The sequence below is a fragment of the Streptomyces sp. NPDC055189 genome (genome assembly GCF_053606765.1).
Window position 1 is genome coordinate 53,603 of sequence record NZ_JBSGSG010000013.1, and the last position, 25,809, is coordinate 79,411.

Annotated in this window: 26 protein-coding genes; 19 read left to right on the plus strand and 7 right to left on the minus strand. The window is 70.9% G+C overall.

The genetic code is table 11. The features are described from left to right. Positions 1 to 61: 61 nt before the first annotated feature. The gene (coaA, locus tag ACWFR3_RS12630) at positions 62 to 1,060 is read right to left on the minus strand and encodes a type I pantothenate kinase (protein WP_453734543.1); all 999 of its coding nucleotides are present in this window, start codon (positions 1,058 to 1,060) and stop codon (positions 62 to 64) included. A gap of 99 nt (positions 1,061 to 1,159) precedes the next feature. On the opposite strand from coaA, the gene ACWFR3_RS12635 reads away from it, so the two are divergent. The 5 genes from ACWFR3_RS12635 to tsaE all read left to right on the plus strand — a co-directional run bounded on the left by ACWFR3_RS12635 (position 1,160) and on the right by tsaE (position 6,597). Next, positions 1,160 to 1,528 (plus strand): holo-ACP synthase, encoded by a 369-nt coding sequence (locus ACWFR3_RS12635; protein ID WP_453734544.1) that lies wholly within the window; start codon positions 1,160 to 1,162, stop codon positions 1,526 to 1,528. Positions 1,529 to 1,672: 144 nt separating this feature from the next. Continuing rightward, the gene (locus ACWFR3_RS12640; RefSeq protein ID WP_453734545.1) at positions 1,673 to 3,142 is read left to right on the plus strand and encodes an NAD(P)H-hydrate dehydratase; all 1,470 of its coding nucleotides are present in this window, start codon (positions 1,673 to 1,675) and stop codon (positions 3,140 to 3,142) included. A 554-nt stretch (positions 3,143 to 3,696) separates the two neighbouring features. Next, positions 3,697 to 4,848, plus strand: coding sequence for an alanine racemase (gene alr, locus ACWFR3_RS12645; protein WP_453734546.1), 1,152 nt, complete (start codon positions 3,697 to 3,699; stop codon positions 4,846 to 4,848). Between the two features lie 13 nt (positions 4,849 to 4,861). Then, positions 4,862 to 6,073 (plus strand): alpha/beta fold hydrolase, encoded by a 1,212-nt coding sequence (locus ACWFR3_RS12650; RefSeq protein WP_453734547.1) that lies wholly within the window; start codon positions 4,862 to 4,864, stop codon positions 6,071 to 6,073. A gap of 11 nt (positions 6,074 to 6,084) precedes the next feature. Further along, entirely contained in the window at positions 6,085 to 6,597 is a 513-nt protein-coding gene (gene tsaE / locus ACWFR3_RS12655; RefSeq protein WP_453734548.1) for a tRNA (adenosine(37)-N6)-threonylcarbamoyltransferase complex ATPase subunit type 1 TsaE, read from the plus strand. 400 nt (positions 6,598 to 6,997) lie between these two features. Here tsaE and ACWFR3_RS12660 read toward each other — a convergent pair whose 3' ends face one another. Beyond that, positions 6,998 to 7,549 (minus strand): hypothetical protein, encoded by a 552-nt coding sequence (locus tag ACWFR3_RS12660; RefSeq protein ID WP_453734549.1) that lies wholly within the window; start codon positions 7,547 to 7,549, stop codon positions 6,998 to 7,000. 108 nt (positions 7,550 to 7,657) lie between these two features. Between ACWFR3_RS12660 and tsaB the strand changes: the two genes are divergently transcribed. From tsaB to ACWFR3_RS12680, 4 genes are read left to right on the plus strand one after another with little or no spacing between them, the layout of a single operon-like run. Continuing rightward, positions 7,658 to 8,314, plus strand: a complete 657-nt coding sequence (gene tsaB / locus ACWFR3_RS12665; RefSeq protein WP_453734550.1) for a tRNA (adenosine(37)-N6)-threonylcarbamoyltransferase complex dimerization subunit type 1 TsaB — start codon at positions 7,658 to 7,660, stop codon at positions 8,312 to 8,314. A gap of 29 nt (positions 8,315 to 8,343) precedes the next feature. Beyond that, positions 8,344 to 8,817, plus strand: coding sequence for a ribosomal protein S18-alanine N-acetyltransferase (gene rimI, locus ACWFR3_RS12670; RefSeq protein ID WP_453734621.1), 474 nt, complete (start codon positions 8,344 to 8,346; stop codon positions 8,815 to 8,817). Beyond that, positions 8,810 to 9,922 (plus strand): tRNA (adenosine(37)-N6)-threonylcarbamoyltransferase complex transferase subunit TsaD, encoded by a 1,113-nt coding sequence (tsaD, locus tag ACWFR3_RS12675; protein WP_453734551.1) that lies wholly within the window; start codon positions 8,810 to 8,812, stop codon positions 9,920 to 9,922. The genes rimI and tsaD overlap by 8 nt, the downstream gene beginning before the upstream one ends. Next, positions 9,919 to 10,176: a hypothetical protein gene (locus tag ACWFR3_RS12680; protein WP_453734552.1), complete on the plus strand. Its 258-nt coding sequence runs from the start codon at positions 9,919 to 9,921 to the stop codon at positions 10,174 to 10,176. Before tsaD ends, ACWFR3_RS12680 begins: the two co-directional genes overlap by 4 nt. 18 nt (positions 10,177 to 10,194) lie before the next feature. Here the strand turns inward: ACWFR3_RS12680 and ACWFR3_RS12685 are convergent, their stop codons facing one another. Continuing rightward, the gene (locus ACWFR3_RS12685; RefSeq protein ID WP_453734553.1) at positions 10,195 to 10,887 is read right to left on the minus strand and encodes a TetR/AcrR family transcriptional regulator; all 693 of its coding nucleotides are present in this window, start codon (positions 10,885 to 10,887) and stop codon (positions 10,195 to 10,197) included. Between the two features lie 92 nt (positions 10,888 to 10,979). Here ACWFR3_RS12685 and ACWFR3_RS12690 point away from each other — a divergent pair, with 92 nt between their 5' ends. From ACWFR3_RS12690 to ACWFR3_RS12700, 3 genes are all read left to right on the plus strand, one after another. Then, positions 10,980 to 12,512, plus strand: a complete 1,533-nt coding sequence (locus ACWFR3_RS12690) for an MFS transporter (RefSeq protein ID WP_453734554.1) — start codon at positions 10,980 to 10,982, stop codon at positions 12,510 to 12,512. A gap of 68 nt (positions 12,513 to 12,580) precedes the next feature. Then, positions 12,581 to 12,937, plus strand: coding sequence for a YciI family protein (locus ACWFR3_RS12695; RefSeq protein ID WP_361182292.1), 357 nt, complete (start codon positions 12,581 to 12,583; stop codon positions 12,935 to 12,937). A 79-nt stretch (positions 12,938 to 13,016) separates the two neighbouring features. Next, a complete protein-coding gene (locus tag ACWFR3_RS12700) occupies positions 13,017 to 14,327 on the plus strand; it encodes an RNA polymerase sigma factor (protein ID WP_453734555.1) in 1,311 nt (436 codons plus the stop codon). A 47-nt stretch (positions 14,328 to 14,374) separates the two neighbouring features. Here the strand turns inward: ACWFR3_RS12700 and ACWFR3_RS12705 are convergent, their stop codons facing one another. Further along, complete coding sequence (locus tag ACWFR3_RS12705) at positions 14,375 to 15,598, minus strand: class I SAM-dependent methyltransferase (RefSeq protein ID WP_453734556.1); 1,224 nt, start codon at positions 15,596 to 15,598, stop codon at positions 14,375 to 14,377. Positions 15,599 to 15,680: 82 nt separating this feature from the next. Here ACWFR3_RS12705 and ACWFR3_RS12710 point away from each other — a divergent pair, with 82 nt between their 5' ends. The 3 genes from ACWFR3_RS12710 to groL all read left to right on the plus strand — a co-directional run bounded on the left by ACWFR3_RS12710 (position 15,681) and on the right by groL (position 19,247). After that, positions 15,681 to 16,646 (plus strand): polysaccharide deacetylase family protein, encoded by a 966-nt coding sequence (locus tag ACWFR3_RS12710; RefSeq protein ID WP_453734557.1) that lies wholly within the window; start codon positions 15,681 to 15,683, stop codon positions 16,644 to 16,646. 515 nt (positions 16,647 to 17,161) lie between these two features. Further along, complete coding sequence (groES, locus tag ACWFR3_RS12715) at positions 17,162 to 17,470, plus strand: co-chaperone GroES (protein ID WP_006347174.1); 309 nt, start codon at positions 17,162 to 17,164, stop codon at positions 17,468 to 17,470. A gap of 151 nt (positions 17,471 to 17,621) precedes the next feature. Then, positions 17,622 to 19,247 (plus strand): chaperonin GroEL, encoded by a 1,626-nt coding sequence (groL, locus tag ACWFR3_RS12720; RefSeq protein ID WP_453734558.1) that lies wholly within the window; start codon positions 17,622 to 17,624, stop codon positions 19,245 to 19,247. Positions 19,248 to 19,382: 135 nt separating this feature from the next. Here the strand turns inward: groL and ACWFR3_RS12725 are convergent, their stop codons facing one another. Next, the gene (locus ACWFR3_RS12725; protein ID WP_453734559.1) at positions 19,383 to 20,156 is read right to left on the minus strand and encodes an SDR family NAD(P)-dependent oxidoreductase; all 774 of its coding nucleotides are present in this window, start codon (positions 20,154 to 20,156) and stop codon (positions 19,383 to 19,385) included. 9 nt (positions 20,157 to 20,165) lie between these two features. Beyond that, the gene (locus ACWFR3_RS12730; protein ID WP_453734560.1) at positions 20,166 to 20,879 is read right to left on the minus strand and encodes an MOSC domain-containing protein; all 714 of its coding nucleotides are present in this window, start codon (positions 20,877 to 20,879) and stop codon (positions 20,166 to 20,168) included. 79 nt (positions 20,880 to 20,958) lie between these two features. On the opposite strand from ACWFR3_RS12730, the gene ACWFR3_RS12735 reads away from it, so the two are divergent. Next, a complete protein-coding gene (locus tag ACWFR3_RS12735) occupies positions 20,959 to 21,855 on the plus strand; it encodes a LysR family transcriptional regulator (RefSeq protein ID WP_453734561.1) in 897 nt (298 codons plus the stop codon). A gap of 25 nt (positions 21,856 to 21,880) precedes the next feature. Here ACWFR3_RS12735 and ACWFR3_RS12740 read toward each other — a convergent pair whose 3' ends face one another. Further along, positions 21,881 to 22,249, minus strand: a complete 369-nt coding sequence (locus tag ACWFR3_RS12740) for a WhiB family transcriptional regulator (protein ID WP_453734562.1) — start codon at positions 22,247 to 22,249, stop codon at positions 21,881 to 21,883. Between the two features lie 380 nt (positions 22,250 to 22,629). Here ACWFR3_RS12740 and ACWFR3_RS12745 point away from each other — a divergent pair, with 380 nt between their 5' ends. From ACWFR3_RS12745 to guaB, 3 genes are all read left to right on the plus strand, one after another. Further along, a complete protein-coding gene (locus tag ACWFR3_RS12745; RefSeq protein ID WP_003948568.1) occupies positions 22,630 to 23,241 on the plus strand; it encodes a response regulator transcription factor in 612 nt (203 codons plus the stop codon). Positions 23,242 to 23,507: 266 nt separating this feature from the next. Beyond that, positions 23,508 to 24,083, plus strand: a complete 576-nt coding sequence (locus ACWFR3_RS12750) for a sigma-70 family RNA polymerase sigma factor (protein WP_190084454.1) — start codon at positions 23,508 to 23,510, stop codon at positions 24,081 to 24,083. 186 nt (positions 24,084 to 24,269) lie between these two features. Then, positions 24,270 to 25,775, plus strand: coding sequence for an IMP dehydrogenase (gene guaB / locus ACWFR3_RS12755; RefSeq protein WP_453536437.1), 1,506 nt, complete (start codon positions 24,270 to 24,272; stop codon positions 25,773 to 25,775). Positions 25,776 to 25,809: the final 34 nt, after the last annotated feature.

Consider the following 25,809-nt stretch of genomic DNA (forward strand, 5'->3'; position numbering starts at 1 on the left):
CGTGCTGCTCGGCAGCACGGGCGTACGGCGTTTTCGGCCTGGCCCTGTGGGCCCTGCGGGGTCAGAGCTTGCGCAGGCTCAGCTTCTGCACCTTGTGGTCGGGGCCCTTGCGGATGACCAGGGCGGCCCGGCCGCGCGTGGGGGCCACGTTCTCCAGGAGGTTGGGCTTGTTGATCGTGCGCCAGGTCGTGCGGGCGTAGTCCAGGGCCTCCTCCTCCGAGACCTGGGTGTACTTGCGGAAGTACGAGGACGGGTCCTGGAACGCCGTGGCGCGCAGCTTCTTGAAGCGGTTCAGGTACCAGCGCTCGATGTCCTCGGCGCGGGCGTCCACGTACACGCTGAAGTCGAAGTAGTCGGCGAGCCCCACCCGGGTGCGGCCGTCCTTGCCGGGGAGGGCCGGCTGCAGGACGTTGATGCCCTCGACGATGAGGATGTCGGGGCGCCGGACGGTCAGGCGCTGGTCCGGCACGATGTCGTAGATCAGGTGGGAGTAGACGGGCGCCGTCACCTCGTCCTTGCCCGCCTTGATGTCCGCCACGAAGCGGGTCAGGGCCCTTCTGTCGTACGACTCCGGGAAGCCCTTCCTGGACATCAGGCCGCGGGCCTCAAGCTCCCTGGTCGGCAGCAGGAAGCCGTCCGTCGTCACGCGCTCCACGCGGGGGTGCTCGGGCCAGCGGGAGAGCAGGGCCTGGAGGAGGCGGGCGACGGTCGACTTGCCCACGGCCACCGAGCCGGCGACCCCTATGACGAACGGCGTGCCCGACTGGGAGCCCTTCTCGCCGAGGAAGGTGTTGAGCGCGCCGCGCAGGCCGTCCGTGGCGCCTACGTAGAGGTTCAGGAGGCGGGAGAGCGGCAGATAGATGTCCCGCACCTCGTCCAGGTCGATGACATCACCCAGGCCGCGCAGCTTCTCCAGCTCCGCGGCGGTCAGGGGGAGCGGCGTCTTGTCACGCAGGGCGCTCCACTCGGTGCGGGTGAGGTCGACGTAGGGAGTCGCCTCCGGCCTGTGCCGGTGGGCGCTCCGCGCGGTCGTCGGGGGTACGGAGACCGAAGAGATCACAGTCCATTGTTACGGCTGTTTGAACGGGGCGGGGGGTGGGGTGCGTCACCCTGCGGGGCTTGGGCGGTTGGGGCCGGGTGGGCTCGTAGGCTGCTGCTCGTGATTATTGGGGTCGGTATCGACGTGGCCGAGATCGAGCGGTTCGAGGCGGCGCTGCAGCGTACGGCCGGGATGGCGGGGCGGCTCTTCGTGGAGCGTGAGCTGCTGCTGCCCAGCGGGGAGCGGCGGGGAATCGCCTCGCTGGCGGCGCGCTTCGCGGCCAAGGAGGCGCTGGCCAAGGCTTTGGGCGCGCCTTCCGGGCTGCGGTGGACGGACGCGGAGGTGTTCGTCGAGGAGAGCGGGCAGCCGCGGCTGCGGGTGAAGGGGACGGTGGCCGCGCGGGCCGCCGAGCTGGGGGTGCGGTCGTGGCATGTCTCGCTCAGCCATGACGCGGGGGTGGCTTCGGCTGTGGTGATTGCGGAGGGGTGATCGCTGGGGCTGGTTGCGGAGGGCTGGTTGCCGAGGGGTGATTGCTGGGGTTTGTTGGGGAGGGCTGGTTGCCGAGGGTTGGTCGTCGGGGCTGATTGCTGAGGGCTGATTGCTGGGGGGTGGGCGCCGGGTGACACTCGGGGCATGCGTACTGCTTATTCGGTGGAGACGGTCAGGGCCGCTGAGCGCGAGCTGATGGCCCGGGTGCCGGAAGGTGCCCTGATGCAGAGGGCCGCTGCGGGGCTCGCGGTGGTCTGTGCCGAGGTGCTCGGCAAGGTGTACGGGTCCCGGGTCGTGCTGCTCGTGGGGAGCGGGGACAACGGGGGCGACGCGCTGTACGCGGGGGCTCGGCTCGCCCGGCGCGGGGCGGGGGTTTCCGCGGTGCTGCTCTCACCCGAACGGGTGCATGCGGGCGGGCTTGCGGCCTTTCGGGCGGCCGGGGGGCGGGTCGTCGCGAGTGAGGGCGCGGAGGGTGTGCTGGGGCGGGCCGACCTTGTCGTGGACGGGATCGTGGGCATCGGGGGGAAGGGCGGGCTGCGGGCGCCGGCTGCTCAACTGGCGGGTGCGGTACGGGAGTCCGGGGTGCCTGCGGTCGCCGTGGACCTGCCGAGCGGGGTCGACGCGGACAGCGGGGAGGTTGCCGGGGCGGCCGTGCGGGCGGACGTGACGGTGACGTTCGGGGCGTACAAGCCGGGGCTGTTGATCGATCCGGGGCGGGAGTACGCGGGGGTTGTGCGGCTTGTGGACATCGGGCTCGGGGCTGTGCTGGGCGAGGGCGAGGGCGAGGTTGAGGCGCTTCAGTACGCCGATGTGGCCTCGCTTCTGCCGATGCCGACCGGGGAAAGCGACAAGTACCGGCGGGGTGTCGTGGGGATCGTCGCCGGGTCCGGCCGGTATCCCGGAGCGGCTGTGCTCTGCGTCGCCGGTGCGCTGCGGGGCGGTGCGGGGGCCGTGCGTTACGTGGGGCATGCCGCGGACGCGGTCATCGCACGGTTCCCGGAGACCCTCGTGTCCGCGGGGCCGCCGTCCAAGGCGGGGCGGGTGCAGGCCTGGGTGGTCGGTCCGGGGCTCGGGGACGACTCCGAGCGGCTCGAGGACGTGGTCGGCGCGGATGTGCCCGTGCTGATCGACGCGGACGGGCTGCGGCTTGCCGATGAGGCGGTGGTGCGGGGGCGCAGCGCGCCTACTTTGCTCACGCCGCATGCGGGGGAGGCTGCTGCCCTGCTGGGTGTGGCGCGGGAGGAGGTCGAGCGGGGGCGGCTTGCCGCTGTGCGGGAGTTGGCGGGGCGGTACGGGGCGACTGTGCTGCTGAAGGGGTCTACGACTCTGGTTGCGGGTGCCGCTGGCGGTGGGAGCGGTGGGGGCGGTGGGAGCGGGGTGGTGCGGGTCAATCCGACGGGGACGCCGTGGCTGGCCACCGCGGGGAGCGGGGACGTGCTTTCGGGGCTTGCGGGGGCGTTGCTGGCGGCGGGGCTCGGGGCGTTGGACGCGGGGGCCGTGGGGGCGTATCTGCATGGCCTTGCGGGGCGGCTTGCGGCGGATGGGGCGCCGGTGGGGGCGCATGATGTGGCGGAGGCGGTTCCGGTGGCTTGGCGGGATGTGCGGGGGGACTAGCGTCCGGCTTTGGCGGGGGCGGGGCTGGTCCGGTTGTGGGTGCGGGTGCGCGCCGGTATGTCCGTCCTCGCCATCCGCTGGTGGGCGCTTGGTTGCTTCGGGTGGGGAGTGCTGCGAACCGTGCTCCGGGCGGAAATACCGGCACACCCCCTTGCGAGCGCTGCCGGGTGCGGGTGCGTTCCGGTGCGGCTTCGCTTCGTGGGTGGGTGCGGGTGCGCGCCGGTATGTCCGTCCTCGCCATCCGCCTGCGGGCGTCTCGATGCTTCGGCTGGGGAGCGCTGCGAACCGTGCTCCGGGCGGAAATACCGACACACCCCCTCGCGTCTCGACGCCGACTGCGGCCTCCAGGGGGCGGATGCGGGGCAATCGGGCGGGCGGGAGAGCCTGTGCGGTCAGGGCGGATGCGGGGCAATCGGGCGGGTGGGTGGGGAAGGCTTGTTCGGTGCAGGTGAGGTCGCGGGGGTTCGGGCAGGGGTGGATTGGGGGGTGTTGCCGGCAGGCGGGTGGCGGCTGCTGACAGGGTGTTGGCGGGCTCTGAGAGACTGGGCGGCGATATGACTGAGACCGCACCCTTGCGTGCCCGTGCCGAGATCGACCTGGCCGCCCTCCGGGCCAACGTGCGCTCTTTGCGCGCCCACGCGCCAGGCGCCGCCTTCATGGCCGTCGTGAAGGCGGACGCGTACGGCCACGGAATGGTGCCCTGCGCCCGCGCCGCAGTCGAGGCGGGCGCCACCTGGGTGGGCACAGCGACCCCCGAGGAGGCCCTCGCGCTGCGGGCCGCCGGGATCGGGGGCCGGGTGATGTGCTGGCTGTGGACTCCCGGCGGGCCCTGGCGCGAGGGTGTCGAAGCTGATCTTGATATGTCCGTGAGTGGTATGTGGGCCCTGCGCGAAGTGGTGTCCGCGGCGCGGGACGCGGGGCGGACCGCCCGTATCCAGCTGAAGGCCGACACCGGACTCGGACGCAACGGCTGCATGCCCGCCGACTGGCCCGAGTTGGTCTCACAGGCCAGGCAGGCCGAGGCCGAGGGGCTCGTGCGCGTCACCGGCATCTGGTCGCACTTCGCCTGTGCCGATGAGCCGGGGCATCCCTCCATCGCCGCTCAGCTGGAGCTGTTCCGGGAGATGGTCGCCGCCGCCGAGGAGCGCGGCATCCGGCCCGAGGTGCGGCACATCGCCAACTCGCCCGGCACGCTCACGCTTCCGGAGACCCACTTCGATCTCGTACGCCCCGGCATCGCGATGTACGGGATCTCGCCCGTTCCGGATGTCGGCACTCCGGAGGACTTCGGGCTGCGGCCCGTCATGACGCTCAGCGCGTCGCTCGCCCTCGTGAAGCACGCTCCGGGGGGTCACGGCGTCAGTTACGGGCATCAGTACGTCACGCCCGGCGAGACGACCCTCGGGCTCGTCCCGCTCGGGTACGGGGACGGCATCCCGCGCCACGCCTCGGGCACCGGGCCCGTCCTTGTGGGCGGCAAGTTGCGGAAGGTCGCGGGAAGGGTGGCGATGGACCAGTTCGTGGTCGACCTGGGCGGAGACGAGCCCGCGGTGGGCTCCGAAGCCGTCCTGTTCGGCCCCGGCGACCGGGGGGAGCCGACCGCCGAGGACTGGGCCCGGGCAGCGGGCACCATCGCGTACGAGATCGTCACCCGCATCGGTTCGCGTGTTCCGCGCGTCCATGTGAATGAGCGACCCGACGACTGAGTAGGAGCGGCACGTGAGTGAGACCAGCACGGGGGCGGCCGCACAAGCGGTGACGGAAGTCGCCGCGACGGCCGGGAACTGGCGCAGGGCCGGCCTTGCCGGTGCCGCGATAGGCGTCGTCGCCGCGGGTGCCGCCGCCGGTGTCGCCATCGAGCGGCTGACCGTCGGCCGCGGCATGCGCAAGAAGGCGCGGCTCGCACTCGACGCGTCGGGGCCGTACGGATCGCTGCGCGGCACGCCGGGCCAGGCGTACGCCGACGACGGCACGGAGCTGTCGTACGAGGTCGACGAGGTCGAGACGGACGGCGCGCAGGCCCCGCGCCGCCGCAGGCTCTTCGGACGCAGGGCACCCGCTCCGGTCACCGTCGTCTTCAGCCATGGCTACTGTCTGAGCCAGGACTCCTGGCACTTCCAGCGGGCGGCCCTGCGCGGTGTGGTGCGCTGCGTGTACTGGGACCAGCGCAGCCACGGCCGATCGGAGCGCGGGGCGGCGCAGCTGGCGGACAGGACGCCGGTCTCCATCGACCAGTTGGGGCGGGACCTGAAGGCCGTCATCGACGCGGCGGCGCCCGAGGGGCCGCTGGTCCTGGTCGGGCACTCCATGGGCGGCATGACGACGATGGCCCTCGCCGACCACTGCCCGGAGCTGATCCGTGAGCGCGTCGTCGGCGTCGCCCTTGTCGGTACGTCGTCCGGGCGGCTCGGCGAGGTCAACTTCGGCCTCCCGGTCGCCGGGATGAACGCCGTGCGGCGACTGCTTCCGGGGGTCCTGAAGGCCCTCGGCTCCCAGGCCGATCTCGTGGAGAAGGGGCGGCGGGCCACCGCGGACCTCTTCGCCGGGATCATCAAGCGCTACTCGTTCTCGTCGAAGGACGTGGATCCGGCCATTTCGCGGTTTGCCGAGCGCATGATCGAGTCGACGCCCATCGACGTGGTCGCGGAGTTCTATCCGGCGTTCGCTGAGCACGACAAGACGGAGGCCCTGAAGCACTTCGCCGAGCTGCCGGTGCTCGTGCTCGCCGGTGACAAGGACCTGGTGACTCCCAGCGAGCACAGCGAGGTCATCGCCGATCTGCTCCCGGACGCCGAGCTCGTGCTCGTCCCGGACGCGGGGCACCTGGTCATGCTGGAGCACCCCGAACTGGTCACGGACCGCCTGGCGGACCTTCTCGCGCGGGCGGGAGCGGTGCCCGAGGCGGCCGGGGCACGGACGTCCAGCGGCTAACGTGGGTGGGCATGGAAGCACCGCACAACCCGGCCCCCGTGAACTCCCTCGACCTCACCGTCACCTCCCCCGAGCAGATGGGCGACCTGGGTCGCCGCCTGGCCAAGCTGCTGCGCCCCGGTGACCTCGTGATGCTCACCGGCGAGCTCGGCGCAGGCAAGACGACACTGACCCGCGGCCTGGGCGAGGGCCTCGGTGTCCGGGGCGCCGTCACGTCCCCGACCTTCGTCATCGCCCGCGTCCATCCCTCCCTGTCCGACGGGCCTCCCCTCGTACATGTGGACGCGTACCGCCTGGGCGGCGGGCTCGACGAGATGGAGGACCTCGACCTGGACGTCTCGCTGCCCGAATCGGTGATCGTCGTGGAGTGGGGCGACGGCAAGGTCGAGGACCTCTCGGACGAGCGGCTGCGCGTCGTCATCGACCGCGCCGTCGGCGACACGACGGACGAGGTGCGCGAAGTGACGCTGACCGGCGTCGGGGAGCGGTGGGCGCAGGCCGATCTCACGCTGCTCTCGGCCTGAGGCACGCTGCTGAAGGTCTGAGTCACCCTGCTCCCGGCCTGAATCCCGTCTTTCGGCCAGGACTCTCGTCTTCCGGCCAGGGCTTTCGTCTTTTCGCCCGAACATTCCGACAAGGCGTCGGCAAGATGTTGCGCGGCGCGCGTCCGGCATGGTCACATGGATGCCAGTACTGGTTAGGTCTACCTAACCACGTCTGCCCCCGGAGCCCAGGAGGCATCCATGTCGGCTTCAGAACGTGACGTACAGCCCCGGCCGCACGGGCTGCCGGGGCCGGCAGGGCCAGTGGGGTCAGCGGGGGTTTCCATGCACGATCTGCTGGCGTCCTGCGCCGCAGCGAGCGCGGTCTCGACACCGCCGCGCGACCCCGCGCCCACGGGAAACCGTCCTGCCGACCGACGCCCTACGGAACGACGACGACCTTCTTGCTGATCGTCGCGAACTCCCACATCGCGTTGCCGTCCTTGCGCGACTCGCGGATGCCGCCGGTCTTCTTCGACGGGTCCGGCTTCGGCGTGGAGCCGTCCGTCGCCGCGCTGAAGCCGATCGCGATGCCGTCGACGTTCGCGAAGCGCACGACGTGCTCGATCGCCACGCCGTCCGTTCCGGTGACGGTGCCCGAGCGCGAGGTGACGGCGTACGTCCCGGGGGCCGGGTCCACCGTGCTCGGCGTGACCTTGAAGGTGCGCTGCGCCTTGCCGGCGGCGCCGACCAGCCATACGCGGTCGTCGCCCACGGAGTAGACGACCCGCTCGCCCGTACCGGACTGCGCCGGGACCGCCGTCGGGTCGGTCTTGTCCTTGGGGGAGCGCGGGGCCGAGGCCGAGGGGGACTTGCCCGGCTTCTTGCCCAGGTCGTCCGGCGCGCTGGCCGACGCCTGGTAAGCGAGGAAGCCGACCGCGGCGACCGCGGCGGCGGTGAGCCCGGCCACGAATCCCGAGCTGCTCCTGGACAACTGCGCCACCCTCTTCGTACTCCGTACGGCTATGGGGTGACGTTAGCAGCAGGTGTGCGGCATGCCCGGTCGGCCGTGCGCCGGGCGCCGGAGCCGTAGGCTATTCGCGTGCTCTTGCTCGCTCTGGATACCGCCACCCCCGCCGTCACCGTCGCGCTGCACGACGGCTCGTCCGTCGTCGCAGCCTCCAGCCAGGTGGACGCCCGCCGTCATGGCGAGCTGCTGCTCCCCGCCGTCGACCGGGTCCTCGCCGAAGCCGGGCTGAGACTCGACGCCGTGACCGGCATCGTCGTCGGCGTGGGCCCCGGCCCCTACACCGGCCTGCGCGTCGGCCTGATGACCGCAGAGACCTTCGGACTCGCGCTCGGCGTGCCGGTGCACGGGGTCTGCACGCTCGACGGCCTCGCGTACGAGTCCGGCGTCGAGAGCGGGCCCTTCGTGGTCGCCACGGACGCGCGGCGCAAGGAGGTCTACTGGGCGCGGTACGCGGACCCCCGCACCCGCCTCACCGAGGCCGCCGTGGACCGTCCCGCCGACATCGCGGACGAGGTGGCGGGCCTGCCCGCCGCCGGCGCGGGCGCGGTGCTCTACCCCGAGACCTTCCCCGACGCCCGCGCCCCCGAGAACGTATCGGCGGCCTCGCTCGCGTCCCTCGCCGCGGAGAAGCTCGCCGCGGGTCAGGAGCTGCTGGCTCCCAGGCCGCTGTACCTGCGCCGGCCCGACGCGCAGGTGCCCAAAAACTACAAGGTGGTCACCCCCAAGTGACGTCCGTGACGACAGCTGTCCTGCGCGAGATGCGCTGGTGGGACATCGAACCGGTCTTCGTCCTCGAGAAGGAGCTCTTCCCGGACGACGCATGGTCGCGCGGCATGTTCTGGTCCGAGCTCTCGCACGCGCGCGGGCCGCAGGCCACCCGCCGCTATGTGGTGGCGATAGACGAGGGGCGGCTCGTCGGGTACGCGGGGCTCGCGTCGGGCGGCGACCAGGCCGACGTACAGACCATCGCGGTGGCCCCGAGCCACTGGGGCACGGGGCTCGGCTCCCGGCTCCTCGCCGACCTGCTGAGCGCGGCGACCGCCTTCGAGTGCGCCGAGGTGATGCTCGAGGTGCGGGTCGACAACACCCGGGCGCAGAAGCTGTACGAGCGCTTCGGCTTCGAGCCCATCGGCTTCAGGCGCGGCTACTACCAGCCGGGCAACGTGGACGCCCTGGTGATGCGTCTGACCGATCCATCAACATCCGTACAAGGAACCGACACCCATGGCTGACTCGCGCGACCAACCTCTCGTTCTCGGCATCGAGACCTCCTGCGACGAGACCGGCGTCGGCATCGTCCACGGCACCACGCTGCTCGCCGACGCCATCGCCTCCAGCGTCGACGAGCACGCCCGCTTCGGGGGCGTCGTCCCCGAGGTCGCCTCGCGCGCGCACCTGGAGGCGATGGTGCCGACCATCGACCGCGCCCTGAAGGAAGCGGGCGTCACGGCGAAGGACCTGGACGGCATCGCGGTGACCGCGGGCCCCGGTCTCGCGGGCGCGCTGCTCGTGGGCGTCTCGGCGGCCAAGGCGTTCGCGTACGCCTTCGGCAAGCCCCTCTACGGCGTGAACCACCTGGCCTCGCACATCTGCGTCGATCAGTTGGAGCACGGCAAGCTGCCCGAGCCGACGATGGCGCTCCTGGTCTCCGGCGGGCACTCCTCGCTGCTGCTCTCCGCCGACATCACCTCGGACGTACGGCCCCTGGGCGCGACCATCGACGACGCGGCGGGCGAGGCCTTCGACAAGATCGCGCGGGTGCTCAACCTCGGCTTCCCCGGCGGTCCCGTCATCGACCGGTACGCGAAGGAGGGCGACCCGGACGCGATCGCCTTCCCGCGCGGCCTGACCGGGCCGCGCGACCCGGCGTACGACTTCTCCTTCTCCGGCCTCAAGACGTCCGTCGCGCGCTGGATCGAGGCCAAGCGGGCCGCGGGCGAGGAGGTCCCCGTCCGTGACGTGTCGGCGTCCTTCCAGGAGGCCGTCGTCGACGTGCTGACCCGCAAGGCCGTGCGCGCCTGCAAGGACGAAGGCGTGGACCACCTGATGATCGGCGGTGGCGTGGCCGCCAACACGCGGCTGCGCGCCATGGCGCAGGAGCGGTGTGACGCGGCCGGTATCCGGCTGCGGGTGCCGCGGCCGAAGCTGTGCACGGACAACGGCGCGATGGTCGCCGCGCTCGGCGCGGAGATGGTGGCACGCAACCGCTCGGCATCCGACTGGGACCTGTCGGCGGACTCCTCGCTCCCGGTGACGGAGCCGCACGTCCCCGGCCACTCGCACTCTCACGACCACGACCACGTCCACGAGGTCAGCAAGGAGAACCTGTACTCGTGACCGTCGCGCTGATGTGGGAGGCCCGTGCCGTCGAAGGCCGGGGCGGGGAACTGCTCGCGTGGGCGCGCGCGCAGGTCCTGGACGGCGATCCGGTCCGGCGGGAGAGCTTCCGTGCCCCGCAGGACCGGGTGCTCGTCCTGACCTGGTGGGACGCCCCTTACGACGCCGACCTTCCCGAACTCCCGGAGCCGACCCCGGAGTTGGTGACGCGGGCGGTGCACCGGTGGCGGTTCGAGTCGCTCGGCACGGACTGACGCGGAGGCGGGGGTGCGTCAGCCGCGTTCCCCCGCCCGCAGCAGCCCGTCGATGACCGCTCCCAGTTGCACGGACATGTCGTAAGCCTCCGTCAGTTCCAGCCAGCGGTCGGCGAGTGCGGTCATGTGGGGCAGCTCTTCGGCGTCCGCGTCCGTGAGCATGTCGGGGAAGTGGCGCGCCCGGTCCGGCTCCTCGGCGCGGCGGGCCATCGCCTGTCGGAAGACCAGGTCGCCGTAGACGCAGTGCCAGATCGTCCGGTAGGCGGCGACGGCCCGGGCCGGGGACAGGCCGCAGGTCATGCAGCAGTCGATGATCTCCTCGACCATCCACAGGGCGCCCTTGTCGGTGAGGTCGCCGAGGCTGAGCACCTCGACCACCCAGGGCATCCGCGCCAGCGTGCCGTGCATGTGCACGGAGACCGCGAGCATCCGGTCGCGCGGGTCGTCGGGGAGCTCGGGGCGCGGGACCGAGTCGGCGGTCCCGGCCAGGGTGAGCATCAGGAGCTCGTCCTTGTCGCGTACGTGGTGGTAGAGCGCCATCGGGGTCGTACCGACCTCCTTGGCGACCCGGCGCATGCTCAGGGCGGCGACGCCCTCTTCCTGGAGGATGCGGCGCGCGATGCCGACGATCGTGTCGAGGTCGATGCGGCTGGGGCGGCCGCGTTTCCTCTTCTTCGCTACTTCCGCTACTTCCGCTTTCTCTGCTTCCACGTGGCTGATTGTCGCGCCTGCGGTGGGACCGGGGTGCGCGAGGGCACGCAATCCACTGCATTTTCTATACGCGTATAGTAATGTCTCCGGGCATGGTGAATCCCGTTGACTCGACAACCTCGGGGACCCGTTGGCTGCTGCCGGTGCTGCTCACCGTGCAGTTCCTGGTCTCCCTCGACATGTCCGTGGTGAACATCGCGCTGCCCGACATCGGCGACGACCTCGGCTTCGGCGCCGATTCGCTGCTCTGGGTCGTCAACGCCTACGCGCTCGCCTTCGGCGGCCTCCTCATGCTGGGCGGGCGCCTCGCTGACGTCGCAGGGCGGCGGCGCACCTTGCTCGCCGGGTTCGCGGTCTTCGGCATCGCGAGCCTGGCGGGCGGGCTCGCGCAGACGCCGGGGCAGCTCGTCGCGGCGCGGGCCGTGCAGGGCGCGGGCGCGGCGGCACTCGCTCCCGTCGCGCTCGCGCTGATCACCGTCAACTACGCCGCCGGGCCCGCGCGTTCACGGGCGCTCGGGCTCTGGGGCGCGGCGGGCGCGCTCGGCGGTGCGGTCGGTGTGATGGCGGGCGGGCTGCTCACGGACTGGGCGGGCTGGCGCTCGGTGATGCTGATCAACGTCCCGGTGGTGCTCGCGGTGCTGCTGCTCTCACGGCACGGCGTGCCCGCCGACCGGCGCACCGGGCCCGCGCCGCGCCTCGACGTGGTGGGCGCCCTGCTGGTCACGGGCGGCATGGCGGTGCTCGTCCTCGGCCTCGTCCGCACGGAGACGTACGCGTGGGGATCCGGCACGACGCTCGGCACGCTGGGAGCCGCGGCGGTGCTGCTCGCCGCGTTCGCCGTCGTCGAGGCCCGGCAGCGTCAACCGTTGCTCCGGCTCGGCCTGCTCGCGAACCGGCCGGTGCTCTCCGCCAACGCGTTCGCGCTGCTGATGTCGTCGGGGCAGTTCGCCGCCTTCTACTTCACCTCGCTCTACCTCCAGGAGGTCATGTCGTACGGATCGACGCGGGCGGGGGCGGCGTTCCTGCCGTTCTGCGCGGGCGTCGTCGCCGGGTCGGTGATCTCGACGCGGAACGCAGGGCGCTTCGGGGAGCGGGTGACGCTGGTGACCGGGGGGCTCCTCGGGGCGGCGGGGTTCGTGTGGTTCGCGCTCACGGTCGGGCCCGACGGCACGTTCCTCGGGTCCGTCCTGGGGCCCTCGCTGGTGGCGAGCGTCGGCATCGGCATGTGCTTCGTGCCGCTGGGGACGGCGGCGACTTCCGGTGTGGCCGCGGGGGAGACCGGGATGGCTTCGGGGCTGCTCAACAGCTCGCGTCAGCTGGGCGGTTCGCTGGGGCTCGCTGTTCTGGTGACGGTGGCTTCGGGTGTCACGGCGGGTACGGGGAACGGCCGGAGCCCCGGCGCGCTGGCGGACGGGTACGCGACCGCTTTCGGGGTCGCCGCCGCGCTGCTCGTGGCGGCAGCGGCGGCCACCGCGGTGCTGCATCCGGCGCGTACACCTTCGCGACCTGCGGAAACGTCCGCTGAGACGGTCGCGGAGGCGTCCGACACCGCTGCTCCCGAAAAAAGTCCGGAGAATCTCGCAGACGATGTCGATCCGCGCCCCTACCGTTCGACGCAGAGGTGAGAGGCGGGGAGAAGCCCCGCCCGTCGCCCGGCCCGCAGGGCATGCGACAGCCGAACGGAGACATGACCATGCCGCGCTTTCTGACGATGATCCGCGTCAACGAGAAGAACTCCCCCGAGGGCGGCCCCAGCCCCGAGATGGGCGAGCGCATGGGTGCGCTGCTGGAGGAGATCACCAAGGCGGGCGTCATGCTCGACACCGCCGGGCTCACCCCGAGCGCCCAGACCACCCAGGTGCACTTCGAGGGCGGCAAGGTGTCCGTCACGGACGGCCCGTTCACCGAGGCCAAGGAGGTCGTCGGCGGCTACTCGATCACGCAGTGCAAGGACAAGGCCGAGGCGGTCGAGTGGGCGAGCCGGTTCCTGAAGACCCACGACGAGCACTGGACCGTGACGGCTGAGGTCCGGGAGATCATCGAGGGCTGAGCGGCCGGCGCAGGCTCTCGCCTGCCCTGGCCGGCTCTCGCCGGCCCTTTGCGGTGACACCGCGGGGGTGCTCTGATGGGTGGCCGTGACGGCCCACTCCTCAGAGCCCCCTCGCCCGGACACCCCTCGCCCGGACACCCCCAGCGGCGCCATCGAGACGGTCTTCCGCATAGAGTCGCCGCGCCTCATCGCCGGTGTCGCGCGGATCGTGCGCGACGTCGGCATCGCGGAGGAGCTCGCGCAGGACGCGCTGGTCGCCGCGCTCGAACAGTGGCCGCTGACCGGCGTCCCCGACAACCCGGGCGCCTGGCTGATGACCACCGCCAAGCGCCGCGCCATCGACCTCGTACGCCGCAGGGAGCGCTACGCGCGCAAGTTGGCGGAGATGGGCCGCGACCTGGAGGCCGCCCCACCCCACGTGGACGAGCCCGTCGACCCCGATGACATCGACGACGACCTCCTGCGCCTCGTCTTCACCGCCTGCCACCCCGTGCTCTCCGCCGAGGCCCGCATCGCGCTCACGCTGCGGCTGCTCGGCGGTCTCACGACGACGGAGATCGCCCGCGCGGTCCTCGTCCCCGAATCGACGGTGGCCCAGCGCATCGTGCGCGCCAAGCGCACCCTCGCCGCCAAGGGCGTGCCCTTCGAAGTGCCGTACGGAGCCGAGCGCGAGGCCCGGCTCGGGTCGGTGCTCGAAGTCATCTACCTCATCTTCAACGAGGGGTACGCGGCCACCGCGGGCGACGACTGGCTGCGGCCGTCCCTGTGCGAGGACGCCCTCCGGCTCGCCCGCGTCCTTGCCGGGCTGATGCCGCAGGAGGCCGAAGTGCACGGCCTCGCGGCGCTGTTGGAGCTCCAGACGTCCCGCGCGGCGGCGCGTACGGGCCCGAAGGGCGAGCCGGTGCTCCTCGCCGACCAGGACCGCCGCCACTGGAACCGCCTCCTGATCCGGCGGGGCTTCGCCGCCCTCGCCCGCGCACACGCGGCGGCTGCGGGAGCGGCGGGTCCTTACGCACTCCAGGCCGCGATCGCCGCCTGCCACGCGAACGCCGCTTCGTACGAGGAGACGGACTGGCCCCGGATCGTCGCCCTGTACGAACTCCTGGCCGCCCGCACTCCCTCACCGGTGATCGAACTGAACCGCGCGGTGGCGGTGTCGATGGCCTCGGGCCCGGCGGAGGCGCTGCGCCTGGTGGACGCGCTGCGGGACGAGCCCGCTCTGAAGGGCTATCACCTGCTGCCGAGCGTGCGGGGTGACCTGCTGTTGCGCCTGGGCCGTGCGGCGGAGGCGCGGGGGGAGTTCGAGCGGGCGGCGGGGCTTACGCGCAATGAGCGGGAGCGGGAGTTGTTGCTGGGGCGGGCGGAAGGAATCAGCCCGTCCGGCGTTTGAGGACGAACTCGGCGGAGCCGGTGACGAGGGCGAGCGACGCCCCGCCTTCAGGCCCCCACCGGCCGCCCGATCAACATCGCCGGCGCCCCCGCCACCCGCGTAAGGAACACCGTCGCGGAGTTCTTGCCCTGCGGCTTCACCTTGCGCCGCAGCTCTTCCGGCTCCACCGCTGAACCCCGCTTCTTCACCGTCAGGATCCCCACCTCCCGCTCCCGCAGCACCGCCTTCAACTTCTTGACGCCGAAGGGCAGTTGATCGGTGATCTCGTACGCCACCGCGTACGGCGTCGCGTGCAGCGCGTCGGAGGTGACGTACGCGATGGTCTCGTCGATGAGACCGCCCTCCACCCGCGCGGCCACCTCCGCCACCAGATGCGCACGGATGACGGCGCCGTCCGGTTCGTAGAGATAGCGGCCCACCGCCCGTACCTGCGGGTCCGGCAGCATCGCGTCGAGCGGGGACGACAGACAGGCGCCCGAGGGCAGCAGCGTCGCGCGGTGCGAGGACGGGGCGTCCGTGCCGAACCACAGCACGGCCTCCTTCACGTCACCGCCGTCCGAGATCCACTCCGCCGCGGCCTCGGCGGGAACGGCCTCGTGCGGAATGCCGGGGGCGATCTTCAGTGCCGCGTGCGGGGCCTTGAGAGCGGCCCGGACGGCCCAGGAGAGGGGTGGGGAGTAGGCCTCGGGGTCGAAGATGCGACCCCGCCCGCCACGCCGCGCCGGGTCCACGAACACCGCGTCGTACGCGGCCGTGTCGACCTCGGTGACGTCGGCCTCGCGCACCTCGATGAGGTCCGCGAGCCCAAGCGCCTCCGCGTTCGCGCGCGCCACCGCACAGGTCAGCGGGTCACGGTCGACGGCGAGTACGGCGATCCCGGCCCGGGCCAGGGCGATCGCGTCGCCGCCGATGCCGCAGCACAGATCGGCCACGCTGCGTACGCCCAGGGACTTGAAGCTCTCGGCGCGGTGCACGGCCACGCTGGTGCGCGTCGCCTGCTCGACGCCGTTCGGGGTGAAGAACATCCGCCCCGCGTCATCGGCGCCGAACTTCGCCACCGCGCGCCGCCGCAGCCGCGCCTGTGCGAGCACCGCCGTGACCAGCTCCGCCGGGTGCTCGCGGCGCAGTCGGGTGGCGACGGCGAGCTCCCGTGCCGGATCGGCGTCCCGCACCTCGTCGAGATCGAGCAGCGACCGGCCTTCGGCGGTGAGCAGCGCGGAGAAGGAGGTCAGGGCGGCCGGGGCGCGGTCGAGGTCGTTCACCCGGTCCATTGTGGGCCAGTCGGTGGATGGTGCGCGCCCGGCGGCGGTGCCTGCCCTGCGGCAGCGCCGTGAGCTGCAAAGATCCGGCGCCATGCAACTAGTACGACAAAAAGATGAATTCAGGGCAAAGCGGGAGAGGCGGGAGCGGGGTCCGGCGCGGCGCAGGCGCCGGGCGACGGGCCGGACGCGGGCCGGGGCCGCCGTGCTCACCGTCGCCGCGATCGCCTCCGGATGCGCATCGGGCGCCGACGGCGGAGCGAAACCCGCACCCGGTCAGCAGCGCCTGGACGCGCCGCCCGCCCGCGCCCTCGACACCTACGCCCAGAAACTCCGCGTCGCCCAGGTCGCGCGCGCCGCCGCCGCGAAGCGCTGGGGCCTGGCGAAGACACCGCTGGCCGCGCCCGAGCCACCCGCCGAGAAGCCGAAGATCACCACGCGCAAGGGGTTCGAGGTCAAGGGCCAGGCGAATCTGCCGCCGGTCTTCACGACCATCCCGACGAAGAAGAAGATCGTCTTCCTGACCGTCGACGACGGCGCCGAGAAGGATCCGGCGCTGCTCAAGATGATGAGCGAACTGCAGATCCCGTACACCGCGTTCCTCAGCGACTACCTGGTCAAGGAGGACTACGGCTACTTCAAGAAGATGCAGTCCCGCGGCGTCGGGCTGAACAACCACACCCTCCACCACCGCTACCTGCCGGGGCTTTCGTACGCGGGCCAGCGGCGCGAGATCTGCGGCATGCAGGACATCATCCACAAGCGCTACGGCAAGCAGCCCGAGCTCTTCCGTCCGCCGTACGGCAACTACAACGCGGACACGCTGCGTGCGGCCAAGTCCTGCGGGATCAAGGCCGTGCCGCTGTGGGCGTCCGAGGCCTTCGCCGACCACATGGAGTGGCGCGAGTGGGACCGGGACCTGCATCCCGGCGACATCATCCTCACGCACTTCCGGGGACGCGAGGACTGGAAGGGCACGATGCCCGACATGGTCCGCAAGGTCATGAAGACGGTCACCGACAAGGGGTACGCGGTGGCCAGGCTGGAGGACTACCTGTGACCGGGCGGGCGCGACGATTCCTGGCGGGCGCCCTCGCGGCGGGAGTGCTCGCGCCCGCACTGCTCACCGGCTGCGCACAGTCGGTGGACCCGATCGAACGCCTGGGCAGGAAAGCGGCGGAGAAGGTCCCCAAACGGAAACAGGAAGCCGACCGCTGCGCCCGCCCGCCGGCCCGCGAGGCGGAACCGGTGGCCACGGCCGCACCCGCCGGCCCGCAGAAAACAGGACAGAGTCCGGACGCGGAGAAGGGGCCGCTGGCCCCCGAAAAGCCTTGCACTGAAGGGCGAGGAGCCGCCCCCGCACCACCGCGGAGCAGTCCGTCCCCATAAGACCCGCGTCAGCGAATTAGCAGTCCGCTTGACCGAGTGCTAATCCCCGTCCTAGTGTCAACCCTGGCACTCACCACTGGAGAGTGCCAACAGCGACGGGCAGGTCCGGCACCCGCGACGACGGATCCACCTGGTCGCCACCCCAGACTGTTAACCCCGTAGATCTCCGAAGGGGGAGACCGGATCGTGACGACCGCCAGCTCCAAGGTTGCCATCAAGCCGCTCGAGGACCGCATTGTGGTCCAGCCGCTCGACGCCGAGCAGACCACGGCCTCTGGCCTGGTCATTCCGGACACCGCGAAGGAGAAGCCCCAGGAGGGTGCTGTCCTCGCCGTGGGCCCGGGCCGCTTCGAGAACGGCGAGCGCCTGCCGCTCGACGTGAAGGTCGGCGATGTCGTGCTGTACAGCAAGTACGGCGGCACCGAGGTGAAGTACAACGGCGACGAGTACCTCGTCCTCTCGGCTCGCGACGTGCTCGCGATCGTCGAGAAGTAATTCACCTGCTTCACCAGTTTTGCTTTTTGAGTTGCGCCCCTGGTCACCCCGCTGCTGATTGCCGGGCGGCGAGGGGCGCAGTTCGTTGCTGGACATTTTCCGGGGGCTCCCCCCGGACCCCCTGAGTTTTCGAGAGGGCTGAACCGCTCCCATGGCGAAGATCCTGAAGTTCGACGAGGACGCCCGTCGCGCCCTTGAGCGCGGCGTCAACAAGCTTGCCGACACGGTCAAGGTGACGATCGGCCCCCGCGGCCGCAACGTCGTCATCGACAAGAAGTTCGGCGCCCCCACCATCACCAACGACGGCGTCACCATCGCCCGTGAGGTCGAGATCGAGGACCCGTACGAGAACCTCGGCGCGCAGCTCGTCAAGGAGGTGGCGACCAAGACCAACGACATCGCGGGTGACGGCACCACCACCGCGACGGTTCTCGCCCAGGCCCTGGTCAAGGAAGGCCTGCGCAACGTAGCCGCCGGCGCCTCCCCGGCCGCCCTGAAGAAGGGCATCGACGCCGCCGTCAAGGCCGTGTCCGACGAGCTCCTCGCGACCGCGCGCCCGATCGACGACAAGGCCGACATCGCGGCCGTCGCCGGTCTGTCCGCCCAGGACCCGCAGGTCGGCGAGCTCATCGCCGAGGCGATGGACAAGGTCGGCAAGGACGGTGTCATCACCGTCGAGGAGTCCAACACCTTCGGTCTTGAGCTCGACTTCACCGAGGGCATGGCCTTCGACAAGGGCTACCTGTCCCCGTACATGGTGTCCGACCAGGAGCGTATGGAGGCCGTCCTCGACGACCCGTACATCCTGATCCACCAGGGCAAGATCTCCTCCATCCAGGACCTCCTGCCGCTGCTCGAGAAGGTCATCCAGGCCAACGCCTCGAAGCCGCTCCTGATCATCGCCGAGGACGTCGAGGGCGAGGCCCTGTCGACCCTGGTCGTGAACAAGATCCGCGGCACCTTCAACGCCGTCGCGGTGAAGGCTCCCGGCTTCGGCGACCGCCGCAAGGCCATGCTCGGTGACCTCGCCACCCTCACGGGCGGCACCGTCATCGCCGAAGAGGTCGGCCTCAAGCTCGACCAGGTCGGCCTCGACGTGCTCGGCACCGCGCGCCGCGTGACCGTCACCAAGGACGACACCACGGTCGTCGACGGCGGCGGCGACGCCTCCGAGGTTGCGGGCCGCGTCAACCAGATCAAGGCCGAGATCGAGGCCACGGACTCCGACTGGGACCGCGAGAAGCTCCAGGAGCGCCTCGCGAAGCTGGCCGGCGGCGTGTGCGTGATCAAGGTCGGCGCCGCCACCGAGGTGGAGCTCAAGGAGAAGAAGCACCGTCTGGAGGACGCCATCTCCGCGACCCGCGCCGCGGTCGAGGAGGGCATCGTCTCCGGTGGTGGCTCCGCTCTGGTGCACGCCGCCAAGGTGCTCGGCGACTCCCTCGGCAAGGAGGGCGACGAGGCCACCGGTGTCGCCGTCGTCCGCCGCGCCGCCGTCGAGCCGCTGCGCTGGATCGCCGAGAACGCCGGCCTCGAGGGTTACGTCATCACCTCGAAGGTCGCCGAGCTCGAGAAGGGCTTCGGCTTCAACGCCGCGACCGGCGAGTACGGCGACCTGGTCAAGGCCGGCGTCATCGACCCGGTCAAGGTGACGCGCTCCGCTCTGGAGAACGCCGCGTCGATCGCTTCGCTGCTTCTGACGACCGAGACCCTGGTCGTCGAGAAGCCGGCCGAGGAAGAGGCTGACGCCGGTGGCCACGGCCACGGTCACTCGCACTGACGCTGACGCTTGCGCGTAGCTGTGACGGAGGCCCGGTACCCCGCGTTGGGGGTACCGGGCCTCCGTGCGTTTTTCGAGTGCGGGACCGTCGTGGCTTGTCGCGCAGTTCCCCGCGCCCCTTAAGGGGCGCTCTTCTTACTGCGGGCCGTACTTCCTGCCCGTCCGGGACGTCACCCCGCCCAGCAACGCCCTCGGCGTCACCTTCACCACGCCCATCAGGGCCTTGTACCGCGGGTCCGGGATGGACAGGGTCTTGCCGCGCGCCAAGTCGGCAATCGCCGCCGTGACCAGCTTGTCCGCGTCCAGCCACATCCACTTGGGGATGTTGGACGTCCCCATTCCGGCGCGCTCGTGGAACTCGGTCCGTACGAATCCGGGGCACAGGGCCATCAGACGCACCCCGGAGCCTGCCAGATCCTTCGCCGCTCCCTGCGTGAACTGCACGACCCACGCCTTCGAGGCGCCGTACGTCCCGCGCGGCACGAACGCCGCCACCGACGCGACGTTGACGACGCCCCCGCGGCCCCGCTCGCGCATCGACTCCGTCGCCGCCGACGTGAGGCGGAGCACTGCCTCGCAGTGCACCTTGAGCATCGTCAGCTCGTCCTCGATCGACACCTCCAGGTACTGGCCCTTGTTGCCGAACCCGGCGTTGTTCACCAGGAGGTCGACCGGATTCCTGCGGTCCGCGAGCCGCTTCTCGACGGCGGCGATCCCGTCGTCCGTCGCGAGGTCCGCGGTCAGGACCTCCGCCTCGATGCCGTGCCGGTCGTGCAGTTCGGTCGCCTGTTCCCGCAGCCGCTCGGTGTTCCGTGCCACCAGGACCAGGTTGTGGCCGTCACCGGCGAGCCGCCGGGCGAAGGCCGAGCCGATACCGGCGGTGGATCCCGTAATCAGAGCCGTAGTCATGGACCAAGGCTAGTGAGATCCCGGAGCCGTCGTGTCGCCCGGACTGCCCTCGGGACCGCCCCCGTACTTCTGCGCGTACTTCCGGGCCGTCACGATCAACTCGGAGTGCAGCGCGTCGCCCGCCGCCAGCAGGCCCGGCAGCAGCTTCCGCTCCGTCGTCACGGCCCTGAACTGGAGGGATACGGTGACGTCGTGCTCCGGCCTGTGCACGATCTCGATGGTGTCCCCGGCCCGGATCTCACCCGGTTCGATCACCCGCAGATAGGCGCCGGGAGCACCCTGCCGCGTGAAGCGCCTGACCCACTTCGTCTCGCCGAGGTGCCCCTGGAACGTCTGGCAGGGGATGCGGCCCGAGGTCACTTCGAGGAGCAGATCGGGACCGACGCGCCAGCGCTCGCCGATCTTTGCGCCGTTCACGTCGAGCCCGGACGTCGTGAGGTTCTCGCCGAAGGAGCCGCCCGGCAGCTTCCGGCCGAGCAGCCGCTCCCACTCGTCGAGATCCTCGCGCGCATAGGCGTACACCGCCTGGTCGTTGCCGCCGTGGTGCCGCAGATCGCAGACCTCGTCCCCGGCGAGCCCGCTCCCGGCGGTGCCCTTCGCGCCGGGAGCCGCCACCCGGACGGCTCCGTCGGCGGGCTTCTTGTCGATGCCCGTGCCGCCCGATGGGGCGTCGGTGTAGTCCACGGCCTTGAACCGGCCCAGATTCACGGAAAGAAGCTTCATGACGAAAGGCTAGGCGAGCCGACTCAAAGCGTCGACGCATTATCGGGCGCCTGCTCCAAGCGTCGCTTATGCTTGATCCATGATCGAGGCCCGTCATCTCCGCGTCCTGCGCGCCGTCGCCGCCACCGGCTCCTTCTCGGCCGCGGCGCGCGACCTCGGCTGCACCCAGCCCGCCGTCAGCCAGCAGATGAAGGCACTCGAAGCCTCCGCGGGCACGCCGCTGCTGATCCGCACCGGGCGTGAGATGCGCCTGACCCAGGCGGGTGAGGCCCTGGTCCGTCATGCCGCCGGGATCCTGGCCGGCCTGACCGCCGCCGAGGAGGAGGTCGCCGCCATCGCGGGCCTGCGGGCGGGCCGGGTCCGCCTCGTCTCCTTCCCCAGCGGCAGCTCGACGCTGGTGCCGAGCGCCCTGGCCGCCCTGCGCGCGGCGCACCCCGGCACGCGCGTCTCGCTCGTGGAGGCCGAACCGCCGCGCTCGGTGGAGATGCTGCGCGAGGGCGACTGCGACGTGGCGCTCGCCTTCCGCTACGAAGGCGCGACCGCCGCCGAGGAGTGGGACGACCTGGTCGTACGGCCGCTGCTCGCCGACCGGCTCGTCGGCCTCGTGCCGGAAGGGCACCGGCTCGCCAAGGCGGACGCGGTCGCCATCGGGGAACTGGCCGACGAGCCGTGGATCGCGGGCTGTCCGCGCTGTCGCAGGCAGCTGGTCGAGGTCTGCGAGGGAGCGGGTTTCGTGCCCCGCATCGATTTCGCGACCGACGACTATCCGGCGGTGATCGGCCTGGTCGGCGCGGGACTCGGAGTCGCGGTCCTGCCCGAGCTCGCCATCGAGTCCGTACGCCCCAAAGGTGCACGCACAGTGACGGTGGAGCCTGCCGTCCAGCGCGAGATCGTCGCGCTCACCCTGCCTGATCTGGCTCAGGTGCCCGCGGTGGCAGCCACCCTCGACCACCTGGCGCGTGCCGCGGAGCGCTGAGCGCGCCCATTGAAGAAACGTTCCTTCAGGGACGCGTGACCATGTCGCCGCGTGCTGTCGAGGTCGCGGCCGACGCCGCTGCCGAGGCCGACGGTGCGGATGTCGTGACGAGGCGGTTGCGGGCGCGGCCCATGAGTTCTTCGCGTTCGTCCTCGGTAAGGCCGCCCCACACGCCGTACGGCTCGCGCACCGCAAGGGCGTGAGCAGCGCACTCCGCGCGCACGGGGCACCTCATGCAGACCTCCTTGGCGGAGTTCTCACGCGCGCTGCGCGCCGCGCCCCGCTCGCCCTCCGGGTGGAAGAAGAGCGAGCTGTCGACCCCGCGGCAGGCCGCGAGGAGCTGCCAGTCCCAGAGATCTGCGTTCGGTCCGGGAAGGCGGGAGAAATCTGCCATTGCGTGTCTCCTGGTGGCCGTTCTGCGCGGATACGGTGCCCACGACCGTACATCTACTGTCTAAGGAGATGAAAATATGACTCATTGGAAAATCTAGCCACAGACACCAGTAAAAGGGAAGGAAAGCGTCTAAATGGGGCATGGGTTGTGATGAAAGGTTGAGGGTCTCTTGCGCCGTCTGCTCTGTGTGCGCGCCCTCACGTAGAGTGCCGAACGAGGCCGACCGCCCCGTAACTCTTTCGGGTGACCGTCGTTGAGAGTGCGAGGCGGTTGAAAGAACAAGCGCTCGGGCAGATGTCCGAGAGCGTCAACCGCACAGGTGACGAATATGTACCAGCCTGGAGGCTCAAGGTGACGCGCATCAGCTGCGGAGGGCGGCCATGACATCCGTCCTCGTCTGCGACGACTCCCCGCTTGCCCGAGAGGCGCTCCGCCGCGCGGTCGCGACCGTGCCCGGCGTCGAGCGCGTGACGACAGCGGCCAACGGCGAGGAAGTCCTCCGCCGCTGGGGCGCCGACCGCTCGGACCTGATTTTGATGGACGTACGCATGCCCGGTCTGGGCGGCGTCGAGACGGTCCGGCGGCTGCTGTCCGCCGACCCCGGTGCGCGCATCATCATGCTCACCGTCGCCGAGGATCTGGACGGTGTCGCGCTCGCGGTCGCCGCCGGTGCCCGCGGCTATCTGCACAAGGACGCCTCGCGTGCCGAACTGCGCGCGACCGTCACGCAGGCGCTCGCCGACCCGACGTGGCGGCTCGCTCCGCGCAGACTGCGCTCGGCCGAGATGGGCGCGGCGCCCACACTCACCGCGCGTGAGATCCAGGTGCTCGAGGGCATGAGCCACGGCCGGTCGAACGCCGAGATCGGACGTGAGCTTTTTCTCTCCGAGGACACGGTCAAGACCCACGCCCGGCGGCTGTTCAAGAAGCTCGGCGCCTCGGACCGCGCGCACGCCGTGGCGCTCGGTTTCCGCTGGGGCCTGGTCCGATAGGTGTATCGCCGTGCGGGCACGGCGATCCCCGCCCGCCGAGTGGTGGGCGGGGTCACGGACGCCCGTCGCTCCCTCTGTCGGGAGCGGTTGCCGTTGCTTCGCCGCCGATGCCGCATCCTTGAGATGTGGAGTTCCTCGGGGACAGGTCGGTCGAGCGGGAGGGGAGGGCGCACGAGATGAGTTCCGGCGCACCTGCTCATAACGCTTCGGTGCACAACTACGGACGTGGTGCCACGGATCAATCGGCGCCAAGGCACCATGGACCGATGCGCGATGACAAGACGACGGTGATCGGTGCCCTCGTCCTTCGCGCGGTCGAGGGTGATGAGCAGGCCACGCACGATCTTCTGGCTCATGTGCACCCCCTGGCGCTGCGGTACTGCCGCACGCGACTCTCTCGACTGCCCGGTGACGCAAGGCACTTCGTGGAGGACCTGGCGCAGGAAGTGTGCGTCGCGGTCCTCCTCGCGCTGCCGCGTTACAAGGACACGGGGCGCCCCTTCGAGGCATTTGTCTTCGCGATCGCCGCGCACAAGGTCGCCGATCTGCAGCGTGCGGCGATGCGCCATCCCGGATCCACGGCCGTGCCGTCGGACGAGATGCCGGAGCGGCCCGACGATTCCCTCGGCCCCGAGGAGCGCGCGCTGCTCAGCAGCGATGCCGAGTGGGCCAAGAAGCTCATGGCCAACCTTTCGGAGAACCAGCGCGAGCTGCTGCTCCTGAGGATCGCCGTCGGCCTCACGGCCGAGGAGACCGGGCAGATGCTGGGGATGTCCCCGGGCGCCGTGCGGGTCGCGCAGCACCGGGCGCTGAGCCGCCTGCGGGCGTTGGCCGAGCAGTAGCACGCGGCCGCAGTCCCGGCCGCGTACGCGTGCCGTATGCGGGTGCCGCATCCGCGTGCTGCTTGTGCGTGCTGCATACGTGTGAACGTACAAAGTAAGCCGATGATCTTGATCGTGGAATGAGACACCCTCGGTTCCCGTTAGCATGGACATCCGCACCGATCAAGGCCATTTGGGGAAGGTGTCATGACTGCAAACGTCGACGGAGTGCCCGAGAAGTTCGCGACGCTCGGGCTGACCTACGACGACGTGCTGCTGCTGCCGGGCGCGTCCGAGGTTCTCCCGAACGCGGTCGACACCTCGTCCCGCATCTCCCGCAACGTCCACGTGAACATCCCGCTGCTCTCGGCGGCGATGGACAAGGTCACCGAGGCCCGCATGGCCATCGCCATGGCGCGGCAGGGCGGCGTGGGCGTGCTGCACCGCAATCTGTCGATCGAGGACCAGGTCAACCAGGTCGACCTCGTGAAGCGCTCCGAGTCCGGCATGGTGACCGACCCGATCACCGTGAACCCGGACGCGACGCTGGCCGAGGCCGACGCGCTCTGTGCCAAGTTCCGCATCAGCGGCGTCCCGGTGACCGACCCGGCGGGCAAGCTGCTCGGCATCGTCACCAACCGCGACATGGCCTTCGAGAACGACCGCAGCCGTCAGGTGCGCGAGGTCATGACCCCCATGCCGCTCGTGACCGGCAAGGTCGGGATCAGCGGTGTGGACGCCATGGAGCTCCTGCGCCGCCACAAGATCGAGAAGCTGCCGCTCGTCGACGACGCGGGGATCCTCAAGGGCCTCATCACCGTCAAGGACTTCAAGAAGGCCGAGCAGTACCCGAACGCCGCCAAGGACGCCGAGGGCCGTCTCCTCGTCGGTGCCGCCGTCGGCGCGAGCCCCGAGGCGCTGGAGCGGGCGCAGGCCCTGGCCGCCGCCGGGGTCGACTTCCTGATCGTCGACACCTCGCACGGCCACAACAGCAACGCCCTGAGCTGGATGTCGAAGATCAAGTCCGGCGTGAACGTCGACGTCATCGGCGGCAACGTCGCGACGCGTGACGGCGCGCAGGCGCTCATCGACGCCGGTGTCGACGGCGTCAAGGTCGGCGTCGGACCGGGCTCCATCTGCACCACGCGCGTGGTCGCCGGAATCGGCGTCCCGCAGGTCACGGCCATCTACGAAGCGGCCGTCGCGGCGCGTGCGGCCGGCGTCCCGGTCATCGGCGACGGCGGCCTCCAGTACTCCGGAGACATCGGCAAGGCGCTGGCCGCCGGCGCCGACACCGTGATGCTCGGCTCGCTGCTCGCGGGCTGCGAGGAGTCGCCGGGTGAGCTGATGTTCATCAACGGCAAGCAGTTCAAGTCCTACCGCGGCATGGGTTCGCTCGGCGCGATGCAGGGCCGTGGCCAGGGTCGTTCGTACTCGAAGGACCGCTACTTCCAGGCGGAGGTCTCCTCGGACGACAAGCTCGTGCCCGAGGGCATCGAGGGCCAGGTGCCCTACCGCGGCCCGCTGGCCAACGTGCTGCACCAGCTCGTCGGCGGCCTGCGCCAGACGATGGGCTATGTGGGCGCCGCCTCCGTCGACGAGATGGAGTCCAAGGGCCGCTTCGTGCGCATCACGTCCGCGGGCCTCAAGGAGAGCCACCCGCACGACATCCAGATGACGGTCGAGGCGCCGAACTACACGAACAAGCGCTGACGCTCAGCACGACCAAGCGCTGACGGCGCTCCAC